Source organism: Paraburkholderia sp. GAS32 (assembly GCF_050434225.1).
GTDB lineage: Bacteria > Pseudomonadota > Gammaproteobacteria > Burkholderiales > Burkholderiaceae > Paraburkholderia > Paraburkholderia madseniana.
Genome location: NZ_JBNPVS010000085.1, coordinates 1 through 19,008 on the forward strand (window position 1 = coordinate 1; position 19,008 = coordinate 19,008).

24 protein-coding genes are annotated in these 19,008 nt (G+C 56.8%); 14 read left to right on the forward strand and 10 right to left on the reverse strand.

The window, feature by feature from the left end; translation table 11 throughout:
- Window positions 1-389 precede the first annotated feature (389 nt).
- Both P3T25_RS46805 and parA read right to left on the reverse strand, forming a co-directional pair.
- Entirely contained in the window at window positions 390-611 is a 222-nt protein-coding gene (locus tag P3T25_RS46805; RefSeq protein WP_429364420.1) for a plasmid partition protein ParG, read from the reverse strand.
- Between the two features lie 18 nt (window positions 612-629).
- Entirely contained in the window at window positions 630-1,259 is a 630-nt protein-coding gene (parA, locus tag P3T25_RS46810) for a ParA family partition ATPase (protein WP_429364422.1), read from the reverse strand.
- A 1,011-nt stretch (window positions 1,260-2,270) separates the two neighbouring features.
- Here parA and P3T25_RS46815 point away from each other — a divergent pair.
- The 3 genes from P3T25_RS46815 to P3T25_RS46825 all read left to right on the forward strand — a co-directional run bounded on the left by P3T25_RS46815 (window position 2,271) and on the right by P3T25_RS46825 (window position 4,130).
- Complete coding sequence (locus P3T25_RS46815; RefSeq protein ID WP_429364424.1) at window positions 2,271-2,858, forward strand: hypothetical protein; 588 nt, start codon at window positions 2,271-2,273, stop codon at window positions 2,856-2,858.
- The gene (locus tag P3T25_RS46820; protein WP_429364426.1) at window positions 2,855-3,040 is read left to right on the forward strand and encodes a hypothetical protein; all 186 of its coding nucleotides are present in this window, start codon (window positions 2,855-2,857) and stop codon (window positions 3,038-3,040) included. Before P3T25_RS46815 ends, P3T25_RS46820 begins: the two co-directional genes overlap by 4 nt.
- Window positions 3,041-3,875: 835 nt before the next feature.
- Window positions 3,876-4,130, forward strand: a complete 255-nt coding sequence (locus tag P3T25_RS46825; RefSeq protein WP_429364428.1) for a hypothetical protein — start codon at window positions 3,876-3,878, stop codon at window positions 4,128-4,130.
- Window positions 4,131-4,313: 183 nt separating this feature from the next.
- Here the strand turns inward: P3T25_RS46825 and P3T25_RS46830 are convergent, their stop codons facing one another.
- From P3T25_RS46830 to P3T25_RS46840, 3 genes are all read right to left on the reverse strand, one after another.
- Window positions 4,314-4,643: a helix-turn-helix domain-containing protein gene (locus P3T25_RS46830; RefSeq protein WP_429364430.1), complete on the reverse strand. Its 330-nt coding sequence runs from the start codon at window positions 4,641-4,643 to the stop codon at window positions 4,314-4,316.
- Between the two features lie 16 nt (window positions 4,644-4,659).
- On the reverse strand, window positions 4,660-4,977 hold the full coding sequence (locus P3T25_RS46835) for a type II toxin-antitoxin system RelE/ParE family toxin (RefSeq protein ID WP_429364432.1): 318 nt from the start codon (window positions 4,975-4,977) through the stop codon (window positions 4,660-4,662).
- A gap of 466 nt (window positions 4,978-5,443) precedes the next feature.
- Complete coding sequence (locus P3T25_RS46840; RefSeq protein WP_429364434.1) at window positions 5,444-6,175, reverse strand: hypothetical protein; 732 nt, start codon at window positions 6,173-6,175, stop codon at window positions 5,444-5,446.
- Between the two features lie 1,170 nt (window positions 6,176-7,345).
- Between P3T25_RS46840 and P3T25_RS46845 the strand changes: the two genes are divergently transcribed.
- Entirely contained in the window at window positions 7,346-7,510 is a 165-nt protein-coding gene (locus P3T25_RS46845; protein ID WP_429364436.1) for a hypothetical protein, read from the forward strand.
- Window positions 7,511-7,552: 42 nt separating this feature from the next.
- On the opposite strand, the gene P3T25_RS46850 is transcribed toward P3T25_RS46845, so the two are convergent.
- The 3 genes from P3T25_RS46850 to P3T25_RS46860 are packed head-to-tail and all read right to left on the reverse strand — an operon-like array spanning window position 7,553 to window position 9,352.
- On the reverse strand, window positions 7,553-8,476 hold the full coding sequence (locus P3T25_RS46850) for a tyrosine-type recombinase/integrase (protein WP_429364438.1): 924 nt from the start codon (window positions 8,474-8,476) through the stop codon (window positions 7,553-7,555).
- Window positions 8,477-8,507: 31 nt separating this feature from the next.
- Window positions 8,508-8,918 (reverse strand): DUF2513 domain-containing protein, encoded by a 411-nt coding sequence (locus P3T25_RS46855; protein ID WP_429364440.1) that lies wholly within the window; start codon window positions 8,916-8,918, stop codon window positions 8,508-8,510.
- Window positions 8,915-9,352, reverse strand: a complete 438-nt coding sequence (locus P3T25_RS46860; protein WP_429364442.1) for a hypothetical protein — start codon at window positions 9,350-9,352, stop codon at window positions 8,915-8,917. Before P3T25_RS46860 ends, P3T25_RS46855 begins: the two co-directional genes overlap by 4 nt.
- Before the next feature lie 650 nt (window positions 9,353-10,002).
- On the opposite strand from P3T25_RS46860, the gene P3T25_RS46865 reads away from it, so the two are divergent.
- The 9 genes from P3T25_RS46865 (at window position 10,003) to P3T25_RS46905 (ending at window position 14,449) form a co-directional block, all read left to right on the forward strand.
- Window positions 10,003-10,266 carry a hypothetical protein gene (locus P3T25_RS46865; RefSeq protein WP_429364444.1) on the forward strand — a complete coding sequence of 88 codons (264 nt, stop codon included), beginning with the start codon at window positions 10,003-10,005 and terminating at the stop codon, window positions 10,264-10,266.
- A gap of 35 nt (window positions 10,267-10,301) precedes the next feature.
- Window positions 10,302-10,451 carry a hypothetical protein gene (locus tag P3T25_RS46870; RefSeq protein WP_429364446.1) on the forward strand — a complete coding sequence of 50 codons (150 nt, stop codon included), beginning with the start codon at window positions 10,302-10,304 and terminating at the stop codon, window positions 10,449-10,451.
- Between the two features lie 172 nt (window positions 10,452-10,623).
- Complete coding sequence (locus P3T25_RS46875) at window positions 10,624-11,172, forward strand: hypothetical protein (protein ID WP_429364448.1); 549 nt, start codon at window positions 10,624-10,626, stop codon at window positions 11,170-11,172.
- Between the two features lie 689 nt (window positions 11,173-11,861).
- Complete coding sequence (locus P3T25_RS46880; RefSeq protein WP_429364450.1) at window positions 11,862-12,008, forward strand: hypothetical protein; 147 nt, start codon at window positions 11,862-11,864, stop codon at window positions 12,006-12,008.
- Between the two features lies 1 nt (window position 12,009).
- Window positions 12,010-12,735: a hypothetical protein gene (locus P3T25_RS46885; protein WP_429364452.1), complete on the forward strand. Its 726-nt coding sequence runs from the start codon at window positions 12,010-12,012 to the stop codon at window positions 12,733-12,735.
- A 324-nt stretch (window positions 12,736-13,059) separates the two neighbouring features.
- A complete protein-coding gene (locus P3T25_RS46890; protein ID WP_429364454.1) occupies window positions 13,060-13,539 on the forward strand; it encodes a hypothetical protein in 480 nt (159 codons plus the stop codon).
- 40 nt (window positions 13,540-13,579) lie between these two features.
- Window positions 13,580-13,837, forward strand: coding sequence for a hypothetical protein (locus P3T25_RS46895; protein ID WP_429364456.1), 258 nt, complete (start codon window positions 13,580-13,582; stop codon window positions 13,835-13,837).
- Window positions 13,838-13,859: 22 nt separating this feature from the next.
- Window positions 13,860-14,024 (forward strand): hypothetical protein, encoded by a 165-nt coding sequence (locus P3T25_RS46900; protein WP_429364458.1) that lies wholly within the window; start codon window positions 13,860-13,862, stop codon window positions 14,022-14,024.
- Window positions 14,025-14,101: 77 nt separating this feature from the next.
- Window positions 14,102-14,449, forward strand: a complete 348-nt coding sequence (locus P3T25_RS46905; protein WP_429364460.1) for a hypothetical protein — start codon at window positions 14,102-14,104, stop codon at window positions 14,447-14,449.
- 153 nt (window positions 14,450-14,602) lie between these two features.
- Here P3T25_RS46905 and P3T25_RS46910 read toward each other — a convergent pair whose 3' ends face one another.
- Window positions 14,603-15,394, reverse strand: a complete 792-nt coding sequence (locus tag P3T25_RS46910) for a replication initiation protein (RefSeq protein WP_429364462.1) — start codon at window positions 15,392-15,394, stop codon at window positions 14,603-14,605.
- 1,094 nt (window positions 15,395-16,488) lie between these two features.
- Window positions 16,489-17,025 carry a hypothetical protein gene (locus P3T25_RS46915; protein ID WP_429364464.1) on the reverse strand — a complete coding sequence of 179 codons (537 nt, stop codon included), beginning with the start codon at window positions 17,023-17,025 and terminating at the stop codon, window positions 16,489-16,491.
- Between the two features lie 1,125 nt (window positions 17,026-18,150).
- Between P3T25_RS46915 and P3T25_RS46920 the strand changes: the two genes are divergently transcribed.
- On the forward strand, window positions 18,151-18,297 hold the full coding sequence (locus tag P3T25_RS46920) for a hypothetical protein (RefSeq protein ID WP_429364466.1): 147 nt from the start codon (window positions 18,151-18,153) through the stop codon (window positions 18,295-18,297).
- Window positions 18,298-19,008: the final 711 nt, after the last annotated feature.

Genomic DNA, 19,008 nt, shown 5'->3' on the forward strand with positions numbered 1-19,008 from the left:
GCGACAGCTATGAGCACCTGACCCGCGACAATTACCCCCGTCGACCGGACAAGATAGTTGTCGCGCGGCCGGAAAAGATAGTTGACGTTAACCACCGAGTAACGCTTTGCTGGGGCGCGGGCCTGGCGAGCCTGGCAGCTTGATCCGCGAAGGGGAAGGGGAAGGGGAAGGGGAAGGGGAAGGGGAAGGGGAAGGGAACCCTAGATCAAGCAACCAACACAAGCCCCAGCAAAACATTCTCGGGGTGGATCGGTGCGTCCATTCATTCTCGCGTGTCACGGCTGCCAAGCCAGACAGCCCTATTATACGAGGAAAAATGACGCCATACCATATCTTGGGTCGAATAAACATCAGACCTCAAGATACGGTATGAGTAATAACTCAAAATCTCAATCACTCAATTGAGCAACGAACTCGCGCAGCACGTCCGATATGCTGCGGCCCGACTTCGCCGCGTGCACCTTCAGTTTCGTGTGTTCGTCGCGCGTCACCTCGAAATTGACGCGCACCATCTTTTCCTTCTCCGCGAAGACGTTGATCGACGTCGCTTCCTTGGTCCGGCTTGGGCGGCCCGCCGGCATCTTGCCCAGCCCTGTCGTCTTGGTTGCCATACTCAATTACTCCCTTACTCAATTGAGCTTTTGTGTGATTTCATCGAGCAACGCGCGGATCTCCGCCGCCGCGTCGCCCTGAGGTTCGGTGTCCAATACCGTCGTGCCGCTCGCCGCGGTGGTCGGGTAGCTGACACGCTGCGTAACCCTGGCCGTCAGGATGGGCAGGCCGTACCCTTCCAAGGCGCCAGTAATCTCATCACCTATCTTGGTGCCCTTGATCGCGCGTGAGACCACGAAAGCCACCTGCAGCTTTCCGTCCGTTACCTCGATGCGCTGCTTTACCAAGTCGACCAGGTCGGACGTCGCCCAAATGTCGTATGGCGATGGCTGAACCGGAATCAGGATGAAATCGGCCGCCTTGATGGCAGACACGGCAAGGTCCGCCGCCTGGGGCGCGCCATCGATCACCACAAACTCTTTCTTCGTGATGTTCTTCAGATCCCGGTCGATCGTAGGCCGGTCGATCCCGACCACGGGTACCGGTTGATCGTCGCGCACCGCCGCCCAGTCTCTCGCGCTCCCTTGCGGGTCTGAGTCGACCAGTAGCACGTCTCGGCCGGCGAGCTGCAGCGCTCTGGCCAGGTGTGTGGCGATCGTCGTCTTACCGGCGCCGCCCTTCTGATTCAGTACTGCGATAACGCGCATAGGGTTCCCCAGTCTCATTTACTCAAAGCATCATTGCATCATTTGAGGGTGGAGCGCAACGGCCTGCAGTCGTTCCCCGTATGGATAACTCGCCCGCACACAGCACAAGGCTGTGTACGGCCCTGACGGGTTCGCGAGTTACCCACACTTGAGCCTGACGCGCCCTATCGGGCTTGCCCAAGTGATAGAAAAAAATATGCCTTTAAAAACCGCAGGTGCCCCTGCAAATCAGGGGTTGGGACTCACCTATCGAGTAACGCTCAACCAGCGTTCCTTCTGAGCGTTATCTCGCCAAGGGAAGTAGCCCTAGTGTCCTTGCCGACACTAGGGCTGCGCAACTGAGGCATCAACTTGACCAGCCTAACGGAGGCAAATCATGGCCAATTTGATCATTGCGGTGGGTTTCGCGTTTGGCCACGCAACGATGGCGGTGCTTTACGTCATCGAGATGTGGAAGCATTTGAACTAACCGTAATTTGACGGTCCGTTGCTCGACCGTCGTTCGTTTCGGCGAAGGCTACGAGGCAAAAACCTCGTGGCCTTTCGTCGTCTCGAATCTATTAACTATAGAGCGTTTTTCAAGTTCCTCGAGTGTAGGGCAGGGTCAAGGCTCGCGAAGCGACCGCGTAGCGGCTTGGCCTTGATGCTGACCGGAGCGACACACGCTCCGAGCAAGGGGCAGGGGAGCGCTTTTAACCCCTGCTCCCGCCGCGTCGCAAGCGAGACCGGGGTGTGGGGCAGAGCCCCGCGGTGTTCGGGGGCCGTCAAGCGGCAAAGCCGCGATTCTGCCCCCTCAGGGGGCGTGGAGTTAATACCCTACTAATGTAGAGTGAGAAGGAGCGTCCCGCAAACCCTTGTCGCGCCTAGATCGCAACGACAACTTAGGGCGATCAACAGACAGATTTGGAGGCTCGAAAGACAGTCAACGGACCTCGATAGACAAATTTACCTTGTTTTTTGTCTTTCGTTGGATCATCCTCTGACGCGTGAAAGACAAAATTCATTGCCAAAATGTCCGACGAGAAGCCAAATCTAAGGTATCTGGAGTTTTCACCTAACGTCAATCCGCTCATGGAGACGCGCGCCATAGCTATCAAGCGGCGCTACGTCGACAGCGGCGTACGGCGCGAACTGATGGACTCAGACGGGGTTGTACAGGCAGCCGCGGTGATCCGCAACATCGAGGAAAAGGATGATGCCGAGTTCGTGAAGGTATTCGCCGCCGGCGTTGCAGCCAGCTACGACCTGACACGCACCGGCCAGCGGGTTTTCCAAGCGGTGCTAGGGGAGTACCAAGGCACGCCAATGCAGGGCGGCTTTGCTGATGCCGTGTACCTCAGCTGGTTCGGAGACGGGCTGTCGGGGAAAGACGTAGGCATGAGCGAGAAGACGTTCCAGCGTGGTCTGCGCGAGCTGCTAGGGAAAGGCTTCCTCGCTCCAAAGCTCCCAAATGTGTACTGGGTCAATCCGGCACTGTTCTTCAAGGGCGATCGCGTGATGTTCATCCGCGAATATCGGCGCCGCAGTTCGAACCAAGCGAAGGCAGCAGAGCTCGAGAAGCAAGGCCAGCAACGGCTCGATATTGAGGAAACGAAATGAGCGACGCCATCACCCTGCGGATCTACCGCGCGCCTAGCGGTCAATGGTCTGGAAAGCTGGTTGACTCGACAGGCGAGGAGATCGGCGGCATCGCCGGCTGTGAGTCTTCCCAGGACGTCGAGCAGAAAGCCTATGACAGCGGCATTTATCCGGATCTCATTGAGGTGGAAGCACCCAAATGAGTTTTTGAGTAATTATCCCATTTACTTAACAGAAAAACCCTGAAACGAAGGGCTGGATAACCGGCAGAATGCAACCCTTCGTTTCTCGGAAGCCCCGTCAGACTTGACTCTGCCCCTCTGCACGCTGCCGAATGAGCCCAGGATTGGGCTAGTGTCGGCCGTGCGTTTCACGCTCCCAACAATACCCTGACCGATCACTCGAGGCGGTGGCGCGATAGACGCGCGACGAAAAGACCGTGGCAGCGTTTGTCTGACACGCCGAAACCGTTGCTAGTATTGGGTTTTGGCGATTAGCGCCTGTTTTTCGTTTGACGTTCAAGAATTTTTGTCTGCCACTCCAAACCCAACGCCGGCCGGCGTTTGCGGCGGTTTTCACGCGTTTTGTGGGCGTGCGTCATGTGTGTGCTCTCAGGAGGGGCGGTTTTCGCGTTTCGAACGCGACTTCAGATTAGGGTTTATACTTATCCCGTCTCCTCCATGTCTCCACATGGATTAAGCCCGCCCATTGAGGTGGGCTTTTTTTCGGGCAGCGGGCTTTTAATCCGTCCGCCCCAACGTCAACGGCCGGCGCGGCGTAATAGCCATTCGATTACGTCGTTTGTTATATCCAAACACATTTCGATGATCTGTTTGAATAGATCAAACAGTGCACTTTGATTCGATGATCATTAAATCGATAGAAATCACATATATAATTAATTTTTTTCTTTGTTTTCAACAACTTAAATCAACACATCAAACCATTGATGTCCGGTTGGCATACCTCATGCATATGTAGGTGTGAGCGCAACGATTAGTGCTCATTCCAACCAACCGAGTAATTAGGAGTTTTATCATGCTGAAGATCGAAAACCTCGCCGTTAGCAAAGAACTCAACCGCGCTGAAATGGGCGCTATCGTTGGCGGTAACGCCGCGGCGTTCGGCGGCATCAACACGAACTACAACGGCGGCTTCTCGTTCGCCAGCCCGCAAACCATCGTGAACCCGGTTGTCGCACTCGACGCATCGACGCATACCAACGTCGATGTGACGAACATCACGAAGTCGATTGACGCCGTTGGCAGTCTCCTCAGCGGTGTGAAGGTCTAAGCGTTCAGCATGAACGGGGAAGGGACGGGCGTTCCTTCTCCTCTCTTTGAACCTTGGCCGCGTGTGCCGAGGCTCAAAGAGAGGTCTGCTTCTCCTGGCGGCCCTCTGGTGCGCGGTAAGGTTACTGGCCCGCTTAACAGCGGGCCTTTTTTTGATCATTGCCGCTCTCGGCGCCAGGTGCCGTCAGCCGCCTTTGACCTCTTGCAGCGATCGTTTAAACGCCTTCAGATCTTTGGTCGCGAACAGCTGATTCCGGCCCATTTCGCTGGCCGCCCTCAACTTTCCGCTGCTCACGTAGCGACGGAAAGTCGACATCGAAACATCAAGATATTCCGCTGCTTCGGTTGACGTAAATTCATCGTCAGCCAAATGACCGAACACCTCTTCGTGGCTGAAGTTGTCTTGCGTGGACTGCACAGCCTGCCGACCCAGAATGGCAAAAAAACGCATCTGTTCGGAGCTGGGCAGTTTCTTCAGATCCTGGAAAACGCTCTCGGCGGTGTGCTGGTTCATTGCAATCACTCCTATCCTACGATTTCAGGTACTTTTTAAGGGTCGCGTAGAAATTCTCGTGCGATCCGACCTGATAGAAATCAATCAGCAGCAACTCGACGTCTACCCCTTCAGCCTTCATTTCCTCGTCAGTTGGGGGCCTATAGGCAACCAGATATTCCTGACGCTTGTGCTTGAATTTGTAGACCGAAATACCCGCCAAGTCGCCGGTCTTACCGTCGCCTACGCTCGGATCATCACAAATCATCTCCACTGCGTCCTCAATGGCTAGCTGCAGCGGCTTGTGCTGTTTCTTGACGAAGGAAACGAAGGGCGGCTTATAGTTGGGCTTCATTGTTGAGTTGTTATGCGCTCATAAATGATTCTATATCATGTCACGACTTCAGGCAACCGATACTCTGTCAAATACGGTGATGGCACCTCATGTCAGACTGGGGTAACCCATTCCTGACTGTCAGGCAGTATGTCGCCGCGCGTCAGAATAGGGTGGTTTCCCGTTCTGACTGACACCAATCATGAAGACTCTTTAACCCTAGCCTGACAGTTCGTCATTCAATGACACTTTCGCCCGGGTGCAAAACGAGGGCTTCGCGTGTGCAAAATGGGGGCATTCCGTGTGCATCCGGTGTTTTGGCTGCGTATTACAAATTGCGGCACACACGGGCGAAATCTAGGCTGAACGTATTACGCCAAAAGCCGCCACCAGCAAGGGCGAGCGGCCAAAATATGGCTGCGTCGTAACACACTCTTTATGTTCCACTCGAACGGCTGGACGGCGCTCCGCGCTCCGGGGTTCGCCATCAAATCGACCCTGTGGCGTCGGTGACAAGTTGCATCAGCGGGCCCGTGTTCGGGATTGAATACATCTTGCCGGTCTCACCGTGGTAGATGTCAAAGTCGACATTTGCGCCATCGGCAGTCATGATCTTCCCATCCGCCTTCGTGTACTTCATTGCAAGTTGGGCACCGCAGTGGACGCCATCTGCTACGCGGTCCACCGACACGACGAAAAAATTAGAAGCCGTCACATCCAGGGAGTCGGACACCCGTTTTTTCATGTCGTCGGTTAGCGGATCGCCGGCGGCCTTAATCAAGGCATAAATCTTTCCCTCAAGATTCTGCCTAGCCATCTTCACCAGCATGTCTTTGGCGGGCTGGGCCCAACACTCAGCCATTGCCTCTTGATCTGGTTTTTGCTGGCAGCCGAGCAGCGCCGGAAGCGCGACGGCGCACGCTATCAATCCTATTTTCATGGTCCTCTCGCTGGAGCGCCCCGGCGCCATTCTTCTTCGTTGGTCAAGGGCCATATCAACCCCCGCCAACGATAGCAGCGGACCATCGGTAACGCCAACCCATTCCGGTACTCGCCTGCCATCCCGGATATTTTGCGGAGACGGTCCGGATAGCTGCGGCATCGGCCTCAACGCCTGAAATAGGCGAACAGGAATATCACGGCGCCGATCGCTAGGTACGCCGACATGTGGCACGAACAGCATGAGCGTCGGCAGGCAGAGCGCCAGCGCGCGATTCATTGGCGGCCTGGTCTGCCATCTTGCCCGGCCAGCCATATGCATGACCGCTCAGGCTGCGCACCTGCGGTTTCGGGTACTGCACCCAGCTAAAGCGATCGGCCAGCCATTCGTGAAGGCGGAACAAGGGGCGCATAGATCCTCCGCGTAATCGACAGTGCAGACCACGTTAAGTCCCCCCGCGGTTTGTACATCCTATGAAAGCCATTACATCCTATAGTCAGAAGAACATCTGCGGCTCCAGGCGGGGAGGTTTTCTATTTGCTTTCATAGGAGGCTTTTATGAAAAAACTGCTTTGGGTCGGCTTTTCCTTGCTGTTGCTGAACGTGCCTTTGAGTAGCAGAGCCGATTCCGCGGATGACACAATGAACGGAATGGCAAACAGCACCAGAGAGATGGCCCATAAGGCCGCGCCAGCGGCTAACCCTCACGTCGATCGCACGCTCAACGAAGCTCAACCATCTAGGCGGGAGGAATCACCCCCGAGTAGGAGTAGCAATCAATCTAACGACAACCCTGATTAGCCGAACACGGGCTGTTACGAGACGTCGCAGACTTCCCCGCCTGCTCGATCCAATCAAGCCCATAGGTTATAGCGGTGCGCATCATTACTCCCATAATGATGCTGCGTAGAGATAACTCCAGACGGTCCTATGCATTGACATTAAAGCTCAAAGTCGCAGGCGCTCCCGATCCGGCGATCGTGTACCGGATATAGACCGAGATCGTTTGCGGATCGGGGCGCGTAGCGTACGTTTTCGTCCGATTCCTAAATAGACATCGAATTGCTTCGCGGGCGGCAGAATAGGGCCGTCCCAGGTTGGGACGTTCTGGGACACGCCAGGGAGAGCTGTCGTCGCGACAGGAAATACTGTACAAAAAAACAGTGCTTCAGTAAAATGACGTTGTGGGGCAAATTGCGCCCCGAGTAGATGGTCAGAATGCTGATCGCGTCTTGCACGCAGGCCACGTTCCCAGCCGGGAAATCGCGGCATCGGCAGAGTACAGATTACTGGAGCCCAGGGAAAGCGGCTCACCCACCTTAGTGGAAGCGCTCGCCCGGACAAAACCCGCATCGTGAAAACCTGCGGGTTTTTGCGTTAACGCACTGTTTTTTGAAGCCCAAGCCAACGGGCTTTTTTTTCGCCCGGAATTTTGATTAGGAAGCCGACATGAAAAAAGAAGCAACTGACATCATCAACGCATGCAGCAACCTGGTGGCGCAGCTTGACGCCCACCCGACAGGTGGCGCCATCTTCGTCTGCTGCCTCGCCATGGTGATGCTCGTTGTCGTGGTCGTCCGGTTGTCGGGGCCACGCCCCCCGAGATCGTCGTGACCAGGGCGCGCCGTCAACCGGGCAGGGGAGTGCAAGCATTCGCTATACGCGGATCCGCTCCACCTCGTCCAGGCTGATGGTGTCGTGTCGCCGGTCGTACAGTTGCGTGGTGCGCGTCGACGCGTGGTTCGCCATCGCCGCGGCGTTCTCGAGCGTGCCGCCATTCTTCAGGTACGCGGTGATGCCCGTCGCGCGGAACGTGTGGTTGCCGATCGCCGTGCCGATGCCGGCCGCGAGTGCGCGGCGCCGCACCATCGCGTACGCATTCGCCTGGGGCAACGGCGTCGTGCTGAGCTGCCCAGTGCCGCGGCGGACCGTGCGGAACAGTGGGCCCTTCGGATCTTCACCGATGCCGGTGCCGTCCAGGTACGCGTGCAGGTACGCCTCGAGTGTGTGATGACACGGCATCTCATGACGCTTGCCGCCCTTTTCGCGCAGACGCACCCACAGGCGCCGCTGCTGCACATAGACGTCGTCGACGCGCATCGTGAGCGCGGCGCCCACCCGCGCGAACGAAAACACCATCAGCGCGATCAGCGCCCGGTCACGCAGACCGATCGGGGTCGTCACATCGATACTGTCCAGCAGCTGCCGCGCCTCGGTCGCATCGAGCACCGGCGTTTTGCCCTTTTTCGTGGTGTGACTGGGCCCACGCACCGACGCAGCAGGGTTATGCGGGACGATCTGGCCGGTCACGAGCCAGTCGAACAGGTGGCGGATCGCCGCCAGCCGCTGCTTGACGGTGGGTGCCGAGTGGGTCTGCGTCTGCCGCTCGATCCAGGCGGCAACGTGCAGCGGCTGCACCGCCGTGATCGACGTGACGCCGGCGCCCGCGCACCACGCGAGGAAATCCCCGGCCGCACGCGCATACGCGCGGCGCGTGTGCGGGTTGCGGATCGCCGACGCGAAGAACTCGAGGAACCGCACACCGGCGCGCTCGCCGGCCGACACAACCAGCGTCGGCATCGGCACGCCAGCAGCGGCGACGAGGCGAGTATCAGCCACCGATGAACCCCTTGATCCTGGCTTCGAGATAGCCCTTCGCAGCAGACACGAGCAGGTCCACCGTGAAACCACCGGCCGCCGATGCGGCCCGCCGCGTCCGGTCCCATACGTCCGGACTGCGCATGGCATCGATAAAATCATGGCCGGCCCACGTCAGACTCTGAAAACCGATGCCGGGCCCGAACCGCATGCCGAAGTTTTCCAGCCCGCCACCATAAATGAAGCCGGCCTGTTCCAGCAGCAACAGGTGATAGTCGATCTGCTCGGTGGTGTAACCATCGACCTGCACCACCGGCTCCCGACCGTCAATCGCCTTGATTCCGGTCAAGGGAACAGACAGCCCCTCGAGCTTCAGCATCAGCTCACGGATCAGGTCCATGTCACGCTTCATGTTCTGGGTCATCCCTGACGTATCGGGTTAGCTCTCGGCCGATGGCCGGGCTCTTCATTGATGGTTGTGGCTCCAAGTAGGTGGCGATTTCGCTCAAGGAGCCCCCACAGTTCCTTCCCAGATGCAGACGAAAATCGAATGGCCCCTGCACGTACCAGAATCCGCCTCAGGTCGTCGTCATCGAAGCCCCCGAGGTGGTGTTTGATGACGTCAAACGAACGCAGGCGCCACTCCGGGTCCATCATCAACTGGTGGGCGACGCCTTCCGCCGCAAACTCGAGGCGAAAGTCTCGCCGCAGCTTCCGCTCGGCAACCCCGATCGTCACGAGCGCAGTGAGAAACGCCGTCACGATGCCAACGGCGCCGGCCACAATCGCGGCGGCCACCCCGGCGTTCACCCAAATGGAGGACGCACTCACGACCGCTTCACTCGCTGGAATCGCCATTGCAGTCCCCCGCATATATATGTGATAAAGGACATTATCACATATAGAAAGCCAAATGCACCACAAAGGCGTCTGCCGGTGGGCGAACCACCAACACTCAAAATTTGAGTGAAATTACAGCAAAATTCCCTTCCTTCTTTTTCGGCGCCGTGCTAGTCTGGATCCAAGGATGTGCCCCCACCCTTGGAGGCATTCCTTGAACCGGAGGCAAACACATATGAAGCGCTCTCACTACTTTGTTGCTAGCGGCTTAAGTGCCGAGATCAATCTCTGCACAGTCGCGTTGTCTGATCGCGCTTTTTTCGCGATGACCATCGCGAAACATATGGTTCCTCTGGTTGCGTCTGCGTCTCTGAAAGACCTGTCCAAGCTCCTCGTGGCAACGAGTGGCACGGCCAGCTCCGAGGAGGCGGAATCCATGATCCGCAACCTGGTGACCCACCGTAATTTTCATAGTGGCACTGACGACGCGAACAACGTTGTCTATTGCGACACGCTGGCGGCAACAGGCCGGCGATTTGGATTCCGCTCCCGTAACCAGCACTCGCCTCATCGCAATGCTGTGTTAAACCACCGTAGAAACGCGAAACGGTTATGGGAGAGCAGTACGGCGAGTGTTCAAGTTTCTGCGAAACCTCATAGAGGCTCGCATGAAAAAGCGGTACGAAGTGAAAATTGGCAAAGAGTTTCCGGTAAGCGAACTCAAGCCAGTCACGCAGTCTAAGAGCGTCATCAAGTTCGCGTGCGTGCTGGTTGCGATTGGCGTCTACGCGTCAGGCGCCGTAGCTGTCGTTTCAGGTAACTACACGCTCTTTGATAAATTTACCGATGCCGTGGTTCGCGAAACCGAGGCAATAACCGGCCATTCAGGATGCAACAACCCGAAGAAGGTAAAACAAAGCGAGTCCAGCTAGAAATGCAGCAGAAGTCATATGACCGACTTCAGCTGATGAAGGAAAAGACTGAGGCTTCTTCGTATGCCGAAGTGCTCAAGAATGCACTTCGGCTATATGAAGCAATCATCGACCAGTACGACGCCGGTCGCCGTCTTTATCTGAAGGACAAGGACGGGACACTTGTCGAGTACAAGGTCTTGTGACCTTCCTGCTGCAGGCCTTTCGAGGTGACATGCAGTTGGTTGGCCTGCCCAGGTACGCGTGACCCCAAATCGGCCTTCCGTTGAAAGAACAGGGGCCGTAGAAGCTCGGCGTGGTGTAACGCCGCGTACTGGCGAGCCAGCTTCGCTGACCATGAACACCGAGGAGCTTGACATGATGACTCTGCTGCGGATGGTCGACGAGATGCCGGAAATCGAGAAAACGGTGCGCGCGATCAGCGACGCCGGCGGCATGACACGCATCGCGGCTCTGAGAGAGGCCATTGAAGCTTTGCAGTTTTACGATGACCTCCGAACGGGAAAAGCGGGGCGTTCGCAAATCGGACCGTACGCTATCGAGACGCCTGGCGAAAATACCGTCAACGTTACTCCGATGGAATGGGCACTCCAAAACGCACTCAGAGCGGAGCGGAGCAAGGTAGCCCGTCTAGGCGCGCAAGCTCTTCATGCCAACTCTGAGCATGCAAAGATCAAACACCTAGTAATAGCCGAATACGAGAAGAATGCCGCGGCGATGAAAGCCGATGGCCGGCCGGTCTACCGAAGCAAGGCTGACTTCGTCAGAGCGATGTTGGACAAATATCGTGAAATTGTTGATCCCAACACGATATCCGGCTGGATCAAGCAAAGCGCTGTCGTTGTTCCGCACTGGAGAACGCGGGCGGAGAAAAAGAAAATTAGTGGGTCTGCGAAGCAGACCTAGGGGCCTGCCGGGCTCAACCGTTTTCAGCTACTCCCCCAGCGCGTTACCGTCTTCACATGGACGGTGACCTTGGGGCGTGACATGACGGCGGAACTCATAAGCAAGACAATCTGCGCAATTTGCGATGCCATCTGCAAATTGGTGGTCATCTTCCAAACCAACCCCAGCGGGGCACTCCTCTTACTCGCATTGACGGCCTTGCTTGTCGTCGCCCTCTGGGTTTACAGGCACACGGCTCATCACCACAATTTGAGGGCGCAACGGCCTGGGAAGCGTGCGCGGAGGTCCCAAGCTAATCGCTCGGTGGAGTCGACCATCGAATGACTGGAAACCTTGCTTGCACGATCGCTAGTCAGCGGTCTGACGCGGCTCAAACGCTCGCACTTGGCAAGTGTGGCGATCGTGGCGGTCTCCGGAATCTTTCACGGACGCAGCGGTGCCGGTTAAAGCATCATCGATGACAGGGCTACAGGCATCCTCATTGTTAGCAAAAGTTCACGGACGGTTAGCAATACGACCGCCCAGATGAACTGATTTGGGAAATTACTGAACTGATTTTTCATCGCATAAGCCCTTGTCCAGTAAAGGTTTCTGCGGATTTAACCTGTGGTACGACTGGAACGCTTTCTAGAACTCAATGTCGATTCAATATAAATTGCAATCAGAACATCGACTGCGGAGCTTCCACGATGCAAACCGTCCCCAAACTATTCATTGATTCTCTCGCCCAAGTGCAGGGCAATCCGGCCGCTTTGATAGCTTTGGTTTCCTTTGGCGCATTCACATTGATTGGCCTTGCGCTCTACGTTGTGTTGACCGCCATTAAGCGGAGCTGACATGACCTGGGCAAGATTCCCAAGCGCGTGGGTGCGCTTCCCCAAACCGTGTCCGCTGAATATCTTGTCTTGGCGAGAACATCGGACACAAGGCACCGCTGCGCTTGTTTTGCTGGTAGCGCTCGCGATCAAGTTGAATTTGTCGCATCGCAAAGTTCCGCTGGAACAGCAGACGGAATCGGTCGCCGTCACCTACGACGAGCTGCAAACGATGACGGGCTTTGCGCGCGCGACTATCTCAAAAGCGCTGATGTTGCTCCAAAGCATGGGAGCGATAAAGATTCACAAAGTGGGGCGTGCCAGCGTCTACGAGCTGACAGAGGTAAGCGTGAACGGGCGCTATTGCCAAGTTCCCCAAGCCTTTCTGCTAGACGGAAAGGAGGCCGAGCTGCGCCGCCTGATTCGTTTGCCGACGCATACCCGGACCTGCCTGAACGCAATGAAGCTTTACATGCTGTTTCTGGCGTACCGGAACCATCGGTTCGATACCACAGCCATCGGGTACGAATCGATCATGGCACACACGGGGATGCGTCGAGCCGACATTCCTGAAGCGTTTTCTCTGCTGGTCGCCCACGAACTCGTGCGAGCTTCAGATGCGGATGATTCTCGCGACCACGACAAGAGCAAGCGATACCGGGTCCTAGGACTTGGACAGATCATCTCCTCGAAAAACACGGAGCGAACGGCACCGACAACGCCAGCAGACTATGCTCGCCATCTGTAGAAAGACGGCGCATCGATGATGTTGACATAAAACCTGCCGTCCCCCATGGGGAAAGGTGACTACTTCCTTCCGGGGAAACCACGGAGAAGGGCGCTATTTCCGGGGAAACCACGTGGCGAAAAGTGACTACTTCCGGGACGGCCATTGCTGCCGCGTGTGCAGTACGTTGAGGATCTGCGCCACTTCACCGACGACACGTTGTCGGGCGTCAGGTCATATTCCAGGGGATAGGTGAACGTTTTCGGGGTGTTGCCCGCCCCCGAAAAGATGTACCTATGATGACGTTCGTCGGGACGACACGCCGTTGTAAAACTGTGGGCCAAAATGGACATTCGACCGCTGCATACTGATGATGACTATCGGGCCGCGCTGGCAGAGGTGTTGGCGCTTGTCGATCAGGACCCGGAACCCGGCACACCGGAAGGCGACAGACTGGAGGTATTGAGCATCCTCGTTGAATACTACGAGGGTGGCTTGATGGCGACTGAGCACTTGCTGCGCTCCCCGACCAACGTCGATCATTTGGAGCGCTCCATCGATCAATTGCGCTCCGGCAGTCATCGCGACGACCGTGCCCCCGAATCGAGCTGGAACTATCGGGTCATGGAATTTTCCGAGGGCGAAGAACGGTGGCAGGCCATTCATGAGGTCCACTACCGCGAGGGCGTTCCAGCGTCGTACTCGGAGCAGCCTGCGTCTGTGCAATGGGACGCTGAAGACAGCAATGACACGGGGCATGGGATTCTCGACCGGATGCGCGATTCGTTAAACAAGCCCGTCCTGCGCCCCGAGGATTTTGCGTAGCACTCGTTCTCAGTCGATTTCGCCAACACTGGAGCCTGCCTTGACGCTTGAGATACCGACAACCGGTCTACGCGAGTTCATCACTGATCTGGCGAAGCGTCATGGCGTGACGTATGTGAGGGACGGCTACAGCGCATTGGCAGAGGTCATTACGCGGCTGTCCGATGATGAGGCCGCACCCGACGAGACCGAAAAGCTGGTCATCGCACTTCGCCGTGCAGAGCTCATCGACGGCCCGACAATGGTGACGCTGCTCGGCCGCCACCTGGACGAGCAGCGCGAGCGTGATACCGAATGACTGTTAGCAGACGGTTCGGGCCATGACCCAAAAAACCTACGGTATCGCGATCAAGGAACGTGCCGGGCCAGTGCGCCCTGTCGAGATGCGGCTGACAGGGAGCGAAGGAACCCGTGTGGTTTTGAGTGCGGCAAAGCGCGTCATCGCGACGCACGAAAAGGTCATCAAGGCGCTTGCCAAAAGATGACACCGTTGTCGGTCGCTTCGGGGCCACACCCCGCTACACTGGCCGCTGTAGCCCCCATACCCGACAGGCAGGCACCCATGAGCACCAAAGCGACTCTTGCAAAGCACGATTCCGAAGACGGCAAACCGGCCTGGCATCTTTACGAAGAATTGTTCGAGGCGGGCGTGGTGTATCTGGAGCTGGAAGGCGTGCAGGTTGATGTGGTGATGATCGACAGCCCGTGGGCCAAGGCAGGCACCGTGCTACTGCGCCTGCCGGTCGAAACCGCGCAGCAGCTTGGCCTGCATACCATCGTGCCATCTGAGCAGTGGGAGATGGCTCGCAACGAGAAGAAAACGGATTCCTTAAAATCGCTTCGCGGCTCGGTTCGTCGCCTCGACAACCCGACCGATCCTGTCTGGCCGTCCGAGGACGAATCATCATGATCGAACGCAAGCTCACCCTCTGCGCCCTTTCGCTGATGCCGGTCAGGGAGTCTCGATGGGGTATCCACCGTGCAACACTTCACGCAAGCGCGGCATTTGTGTGATTCATCAATTCTGACTTTTTCCGGGTTAGTCTGACGTGAATTGTGCGCGTCAGAATAGACGGCCCTGCGGGTCCGGGTTGAACTTGAAACGAAAGCCCGTAACCTTCCGGCCCGCTGGCTTAACGGGTTCCCATTCGATGGCAAGGCTGTTTTTTTCCAGTAGCTCTTTCACGGCAGGCTCGATAACGCGACGGCGCAGTTGGCCCGAGTCCTTCACGCAGCTATCCGGGGCACCCATGGCAAGGCAAAACTCGTCGTAACCGATCGCAACAAAGCCCTTGTCACGGTACTGCGCCATGATTTCAAGCAACCTCCACGAATAAATCGACCGCAGATCGGCCGCATGTCGCAGCTTGTATTTCGTAAATTCACTTTCGATGCCCAACAGGTACGGTGCAATGCTCGGCGAAAATTTGAGGTCAACCCAACCAGCAGTGGTCGTGTCAACTTTCTCGTAAATCCATCGCACCGCCCGGTGTTTCGTCTCCTTCTTGCCTCGTGACACCACTTCCTCGTCCCACTCAATGCGGCATTCAAAGAGGTTCTCTGCGGCTTCTTTTAGCTCGCTATAGGCATGCTTGGCTTCGATGTGCGGGTAGGCTTCAATGAACTCTTTAGCCGTCACGCGGATGGTCCAGCCGGGCGCTTCGCCGGTCGTCGGATCAAGGCGCATCGCCCGGTCTTTCAGGATTTTCGCCTTCGGATTGCACTTGGCGATCGCGAGCGCGAGCAACCGCCTTTCGGACAGCTTCATGCGCTGGATGCGACGCACTAGTTCATTCTTGATCGTTACGCTCCGCTCGCGCGTGGTGGGATCGTGAAGCGCCGCAAGGTCGCCCATTCTGACATTTCCCGGGTTATTCTGACATCACTTATTCTATGTCAGAACCAAATCTTGCAGCAAGCCTGATTGCCTAAAAAGCAAGCAAGCACCCCGGAAAATGCCCGACTAGCCCTAAATTTGTCAGATACAACCCGGAAAACGCCCGGCTAACCCGGAAAATGGCAGGCTACCCCGGAAAATGTCAGAGTCATAGCCCCGAAACCCGTGCTGGTATTGGCTCAGCGCGAGCCTACAAAGGGGTTTACAAACAAGGACAAATATCTCTACAAAGACGCAGAACAAATCGCCTGTTGATAACTCTCACACTCGCCAATTCAAATGGACATATTCCAGGGGGAGACCGTCAATCGCGGCTAGTAGTTCGCCTCTGCGATACCCCGCTGCCAACCAAAGGTATGAGAATCCGGGGAAAGGTCATGGTCTAGGGGAGCCTTATCCACAACGTCCCCGGATTCTTCAACCTTTGGCGCACAGGAGAACCCGTCGAAACCCCACAGGGGCAAGGCTTACAGCCCGGATGACCGCGATTTATCCACAACTCCCCGGATTCTTTAACCTTTCCGCCCGCAATCAGCAAAGGTCATGGTCTAGGGTAGCGTTGGTAGCCAGGCGGCAACGTCCTGCACGACCTTATCCTGATATTCGAGCATGTTTATCCCGATAACAGTCAGAGCCGGGACAATCACATGACGCCGCCGTGCCCACATACGGTCACTCACCATAGCCCGATTCTCTTGCGCAAATCTTTGCCAGACGGGCTATACAGAGATTTATGGGTATAGGGGAGAGGCGCGCGTGAGAATGGACATATTCTAGGGGGGAACTTGATACATGAGCCGCTGAAAGGTCATATTCCACGGGGCGGTCGCCGTTTGGGAATGGTCATATCGTGGGCTAGCCGAATCCCGACAATCCCACCAATCCGGTCCGGCTGTCCTCGCTCGCTTCTACCTGAACCAGATACAGATCAACGGCGTGGGCTCGTCCATGATGAACCGTCCTGAGCGAAAAGAATCGTCTGTGCGACCCTCTGATCCCAAACCAGATGCGCCGCCCCGCAACAGCTTGCCGGTTCGAGTCCGGTCCCTGTGTTACCCAAGCCACCCTTTGGCCTTGCTAATGAAGCTCCGGTCCTCTTTGGCCAGCGAGGTGATCGGCCTCTCAACCTCTGCCTGCGGCTGTCGCTCGATCGCGTTTGAGGCCATGGAACTGCTTGGTGGGCGCGAGCTTTCCCAAACCGGCAGCCCCTCGCTCTCAACCGTTGCGTGTATCTGTTGCCTCTCCGTGTTCGCGGCACGCCCACGCAGCAGGAGAAGCAATTCCAACATCATTCCTTCGAGGCGGGAATTGTCTTGGGCCGGTGCTGCGATGGGCTGCGCTTGCGGGGGCGGTGCGGCTTTCAGCTCGCTCACTTCGGCAGCCAGGGCTCTGACCGTGGCCAAGAGAACGTCCTGATTTTCTAGCAGCTCCCCAACCCGGTTTTCGAGCCATTCAAGGCTCTCAGCGCGGCACTTGGCATCGATGAAAGCGGCGATGGCGTCGCGCACGTACTTCGAAACATTGTCTTCGGAGAAGTGCTTGAGCTTTGTTAGTTCGTAGTCCGAAATTCGGACAGCTATTGATGGCATGTTTACTCGCGTTGTACGTTAGGCCTGTGCCGGACAAGGCTTTTCCGATAATACGTATAACGCTTGTTTGACGCAAAAAAACGGCAGAAATGCGGAAACGCTTGCTGGGCGTGGGTTTGCACGTGCCGGAGGCACTTGCGTATGGTGTATGGCTATTTAAGGGCAGTGCCCGCCCCCCAAAACTATTCGGGCCGTCCGCGTTAAGGGCAGTTTGCGGGCTGCGAAACACGTATCGAACGATTCCCCAACACCCTTGCGCCTCAAATGCAGCTGCTTTGCACCACATATGCGGCGCTGTTACGGCTGCTTTGCGGCACGTATTGCGGCTGACGATGCGCCCGCTTTGCGGCTGCGAAACACGTCTCGATCTATTCGCTCGTACTTCGCTAGTACGTCACGGAGTACGTCGCTCCTACGCCGGTCGTACTTCGGGAGTACGTCACTGGCTACGCCGCTTGCACGCCACGTTCGCGCCGGCATGCACCTTGGATGCTTATCGGATGGTTCCGAAGTGATTCCTCGATGGTTCCGATGGCGTCATAACTTCCATGCTAATCAGTCGTCATCTCCTATCGGCCTCACGCTTTTCGAGACGTACGAAATCGTTCGTTTTCGTACCTGCCTGGCCATGCTCTTCCTGGTCGGGCCCTGCTGCACGCTTCTCAGTCGTGTCAAGGCACGTACGCCCCAGACTGACAGCGGATGGCTAAAACCGGATTGCATTACTGATGCACAGGGAGGTCACAAGCGACGCGCCCGTAACCAAACCACGGAGACCGCATGCGCTGGTTCGTGCTGCTGCTATTCCTTTTGCTTACGTCTTGCCCCGCCTACTGAGCGCGGTTTAAAAAAGTGCCGCCCCGCACAGGCGGCACTCATTTCCACAAGCCTGTACGCATAAAACCAGTCGCACCATCCGACTGGTTTTATGTCCTGTCGATAACTCCCCTATACCTCCGACCTCGAATTGCTCCGCACGCGTGAAACTAGCCGCGCTGGCTTGACGGTTTAGTGCCGTGATGTCCTGGGCGTGCGTTGGAACGGAAAAAGACCAATCGACGACCGCAGTCGGGATGCCAGCATGAACTCATCGCCGGCAGCACCGGCATATCGGGATAGGAACCCATGCTCAAAGAATTTGCAAAGGCCGTTTCGGCCATCGGCGTTCTGTGCGTGACACTGCAAAGCAACCTGGATGGCGCGCGATATGTGATTGCGCTGGCGTCGATCGCAACCATTGGATGCGTAGCCTATTGGACCCTTAAACGATGACCCCGTGCGCACGCGTATGGTGTAAGAAAATTCGCCCGTGCCAACGCGGTCCCGACTGAGGACCGCACCTCAGCCTTTCGGCCGCGTAAAGGCCCAGTAAAGGTAGTGCCCAGCAAAAACGGCCCTTTGATGGGCCGTTTGCCTTTACGCGTCGAGCGTGAAGTTATCCACAGGGAGGGCCGATTTTTGGGCGAAAAATTTTGGGCCGATTTTGCGCCCGAGTGCTTTTCACCCCTTTTTACCCCTCTAAAACCAACATCGGAACACCCATCCAGAGAACACCTGCACAGGCAGGGCCCCATAGTTGCCCCCTACCCCAGAGCAGAATCTGGAGCAGGAGGGGATGTGGCTTTGCGAAAAGGTTGCCCCTTTATGCACGTGGTGTCTTAGCAGACGGGCTGTATCTAGCCTACCCATCCTCCCTTTTTGGCCCACCACTGCCGGCCCACCAGACACGGATTTGCACCGGCTCAAACTTCGAGCGACATCTGGACTTACCGGCTTTGGTTTGGGACCCCCCGGGTGGACCCAATGTTTTCGCGTCTGCCAGCCCATGTAGGCCCTGTTACGTGACCCCGGACGCGGGGGTCTGAGCCAGAAACGCAAAAACCCCGAGTTGGGCGGCGACAATTATCTTGTCCGGTGTAGCGACAACTATCTTGGCCGGTGGTGAGGAGTCGTAGGCGGCGTAGCCGCCGGAGACGACGAGCC

Bases quoted from the DNA above. Each gene is read 5' to 3' on its own strand.
- P3T25_RS46805 (WP_429364420.1), bottom strand. From the start codon at position 611: ATGGCAACCAAGACGACAGGGCTGGGCAAGATGCCGGCGGGCCGCCCA.
- parA (WP_429364422.1), bottom strand. From the start codon at position 1,259: ATGCGCGTTATCGCAGTACTGAATCAGAAGGGCGGCGCCGGTAAGACG.
- P3T25_RS46815 (WP_429364424.1), top strand. From the start codon at position 2,271: ATGTCCGACGAGAAGCCAAATCTAAGGTATCTGGAGTTTTCACCTAAC.
- P3T25_RS46820 (WP_429364426.1), top strand. From the start codon at position 2,855: ATGAGCGACGCCATCACCCTGCGGATCTACCGCGCGCCTAGCGGTCAA.
- P3T25_RS46825 (WP_429364428.1), top strand. From the start codon at position 3,876: ATGCTGAAGATCGAAAACCTCGCCGTTAGCAAAGAACTCAACCGCGCT.
- P3T25_RS46830 (WP_429364430.1), bottom strand. From the start codon at position 4,643: ATGAACCAGCACACCGCCGAGAGCGTTTTCCAGGATCTGAAGAAACTG.
- P3T25_RS46835 (WP_429364432.1), bottom strand. From the start codon at position 4,977: ATGAAGCCCAACTATAAGCCGCCCTTCGTTTCCTTCGTCAAGAAACAG.
- P3T25_RS46840 (WP_429364434.1), bottom strand. From the start codon at position 6,175: ATGAATCGCGCGCTGGCGCTCTGCCTGCCGACGCTCATGCTGTTCGTG.
- P3T25_RS46845 (WP_429364436.1), top strand. From the start codon at position 7,346: ATGAAAAAAGAAGCAACTGACATCATCAACGCATGCAGCAACCTGGTG.
- P3T25_RS46850 (WP_429364438.1), bottom strand. From the start codon at position 8,476: ATGCCGACGCTGGTTGTGTCGGCCGGCGAGCGCGCCGGTGTGCGGTTC.
- P3T25_RS46855 (WP_429364440.1), bottom strand. From the start codon at position 8,918: ATGACCCAGAACATGAAGCGTGACATGGACCTGATCCGTGAGCTGATG.
- P3T25_RS46860 (WP_429364442.1), bottom strand. From the start codon at position 9,352: ATGGCGATTCCAGCGAGTGAAGCGGTCGTGAGTGCGTCCTCCATTTGG.
- P3T25_RS46865 (WP_429364444.1), top strand. From the start codon at position 10,003: ATGAAAAAGCGGTACGAAGTGAAAATTGGCAAAGAGTTTCCGGTAAGC.
- P3T25_RS46870 (WP_429364446.1), top strand. From the start codon at position 10,302: ATGAAGGAAAAGACTGAGGCTTCTTCGTATGCCGAAGTGCTCAAGAAT.
- P3T25_RS46875 (WP_429364448.1), top strand. From the start codon at position 10,624: ATGATGACTCTGCTGCGGATGGTCGACGAGATGCCGGAAATCGAGAAA.
- P3T25_RS46880 (WP_429364450.1), top strand. From the start codon at position 11,862: ATGCAAACCGTCCCCAAACTATTCATTGATTCTCTCGCCCAAGTGCAG.
- P3T25_RS46885 (WP_429364452.1), top strand. From the start codon at position 12,010: ATGACCTGGGCAAGATTCCCAAGCGCGTGGGTGCGCTTCCCCAAACCG.
- P3T25_RS46890 (WP_429364454.1), top strand. From the start codon at position 13,060: ATGGACATTCGACCGCTGCATACTGATGATGACTATCGGGCCGCGCTG.
- P3T25_RS46900 (WP_429364458.1), top strand. From the start codon at position 13,860: ATGACCCAAAAAACCTACGGTATCGCGATCAAGGAACGTGCCGGGCCA.
- P3T25_RS46905 (WP_429364460.1), top strand. From the start codon at position 14,102: ATGAGCACCAAAGCGACTCTTGCAAAGCACGATTCCGAAGACGGCAAA.
- P3T25_RS46910 (WP_429364462.1), bottom strand. From the start codon at position 15,394: ATGGGCGACCTTGCGGCGCTTCACGATCCCACCACGCGCGAGCGGAGC.
- P3T25_RS46915 (WP_429364464.1), bottom strand. From the start codon at position 17,025: ATGCCATCAATAGCTGTCCGAATTTCGGACTACGAACTAACAAAGCTC.
- P3T25_RS46920 (WP_429364466.1), top strand. From the start codon at position 18,151: ATGCTCAAAGAATTTGCAAAGGCCGTTTCGGCCATCGGCGTTCTGTGC.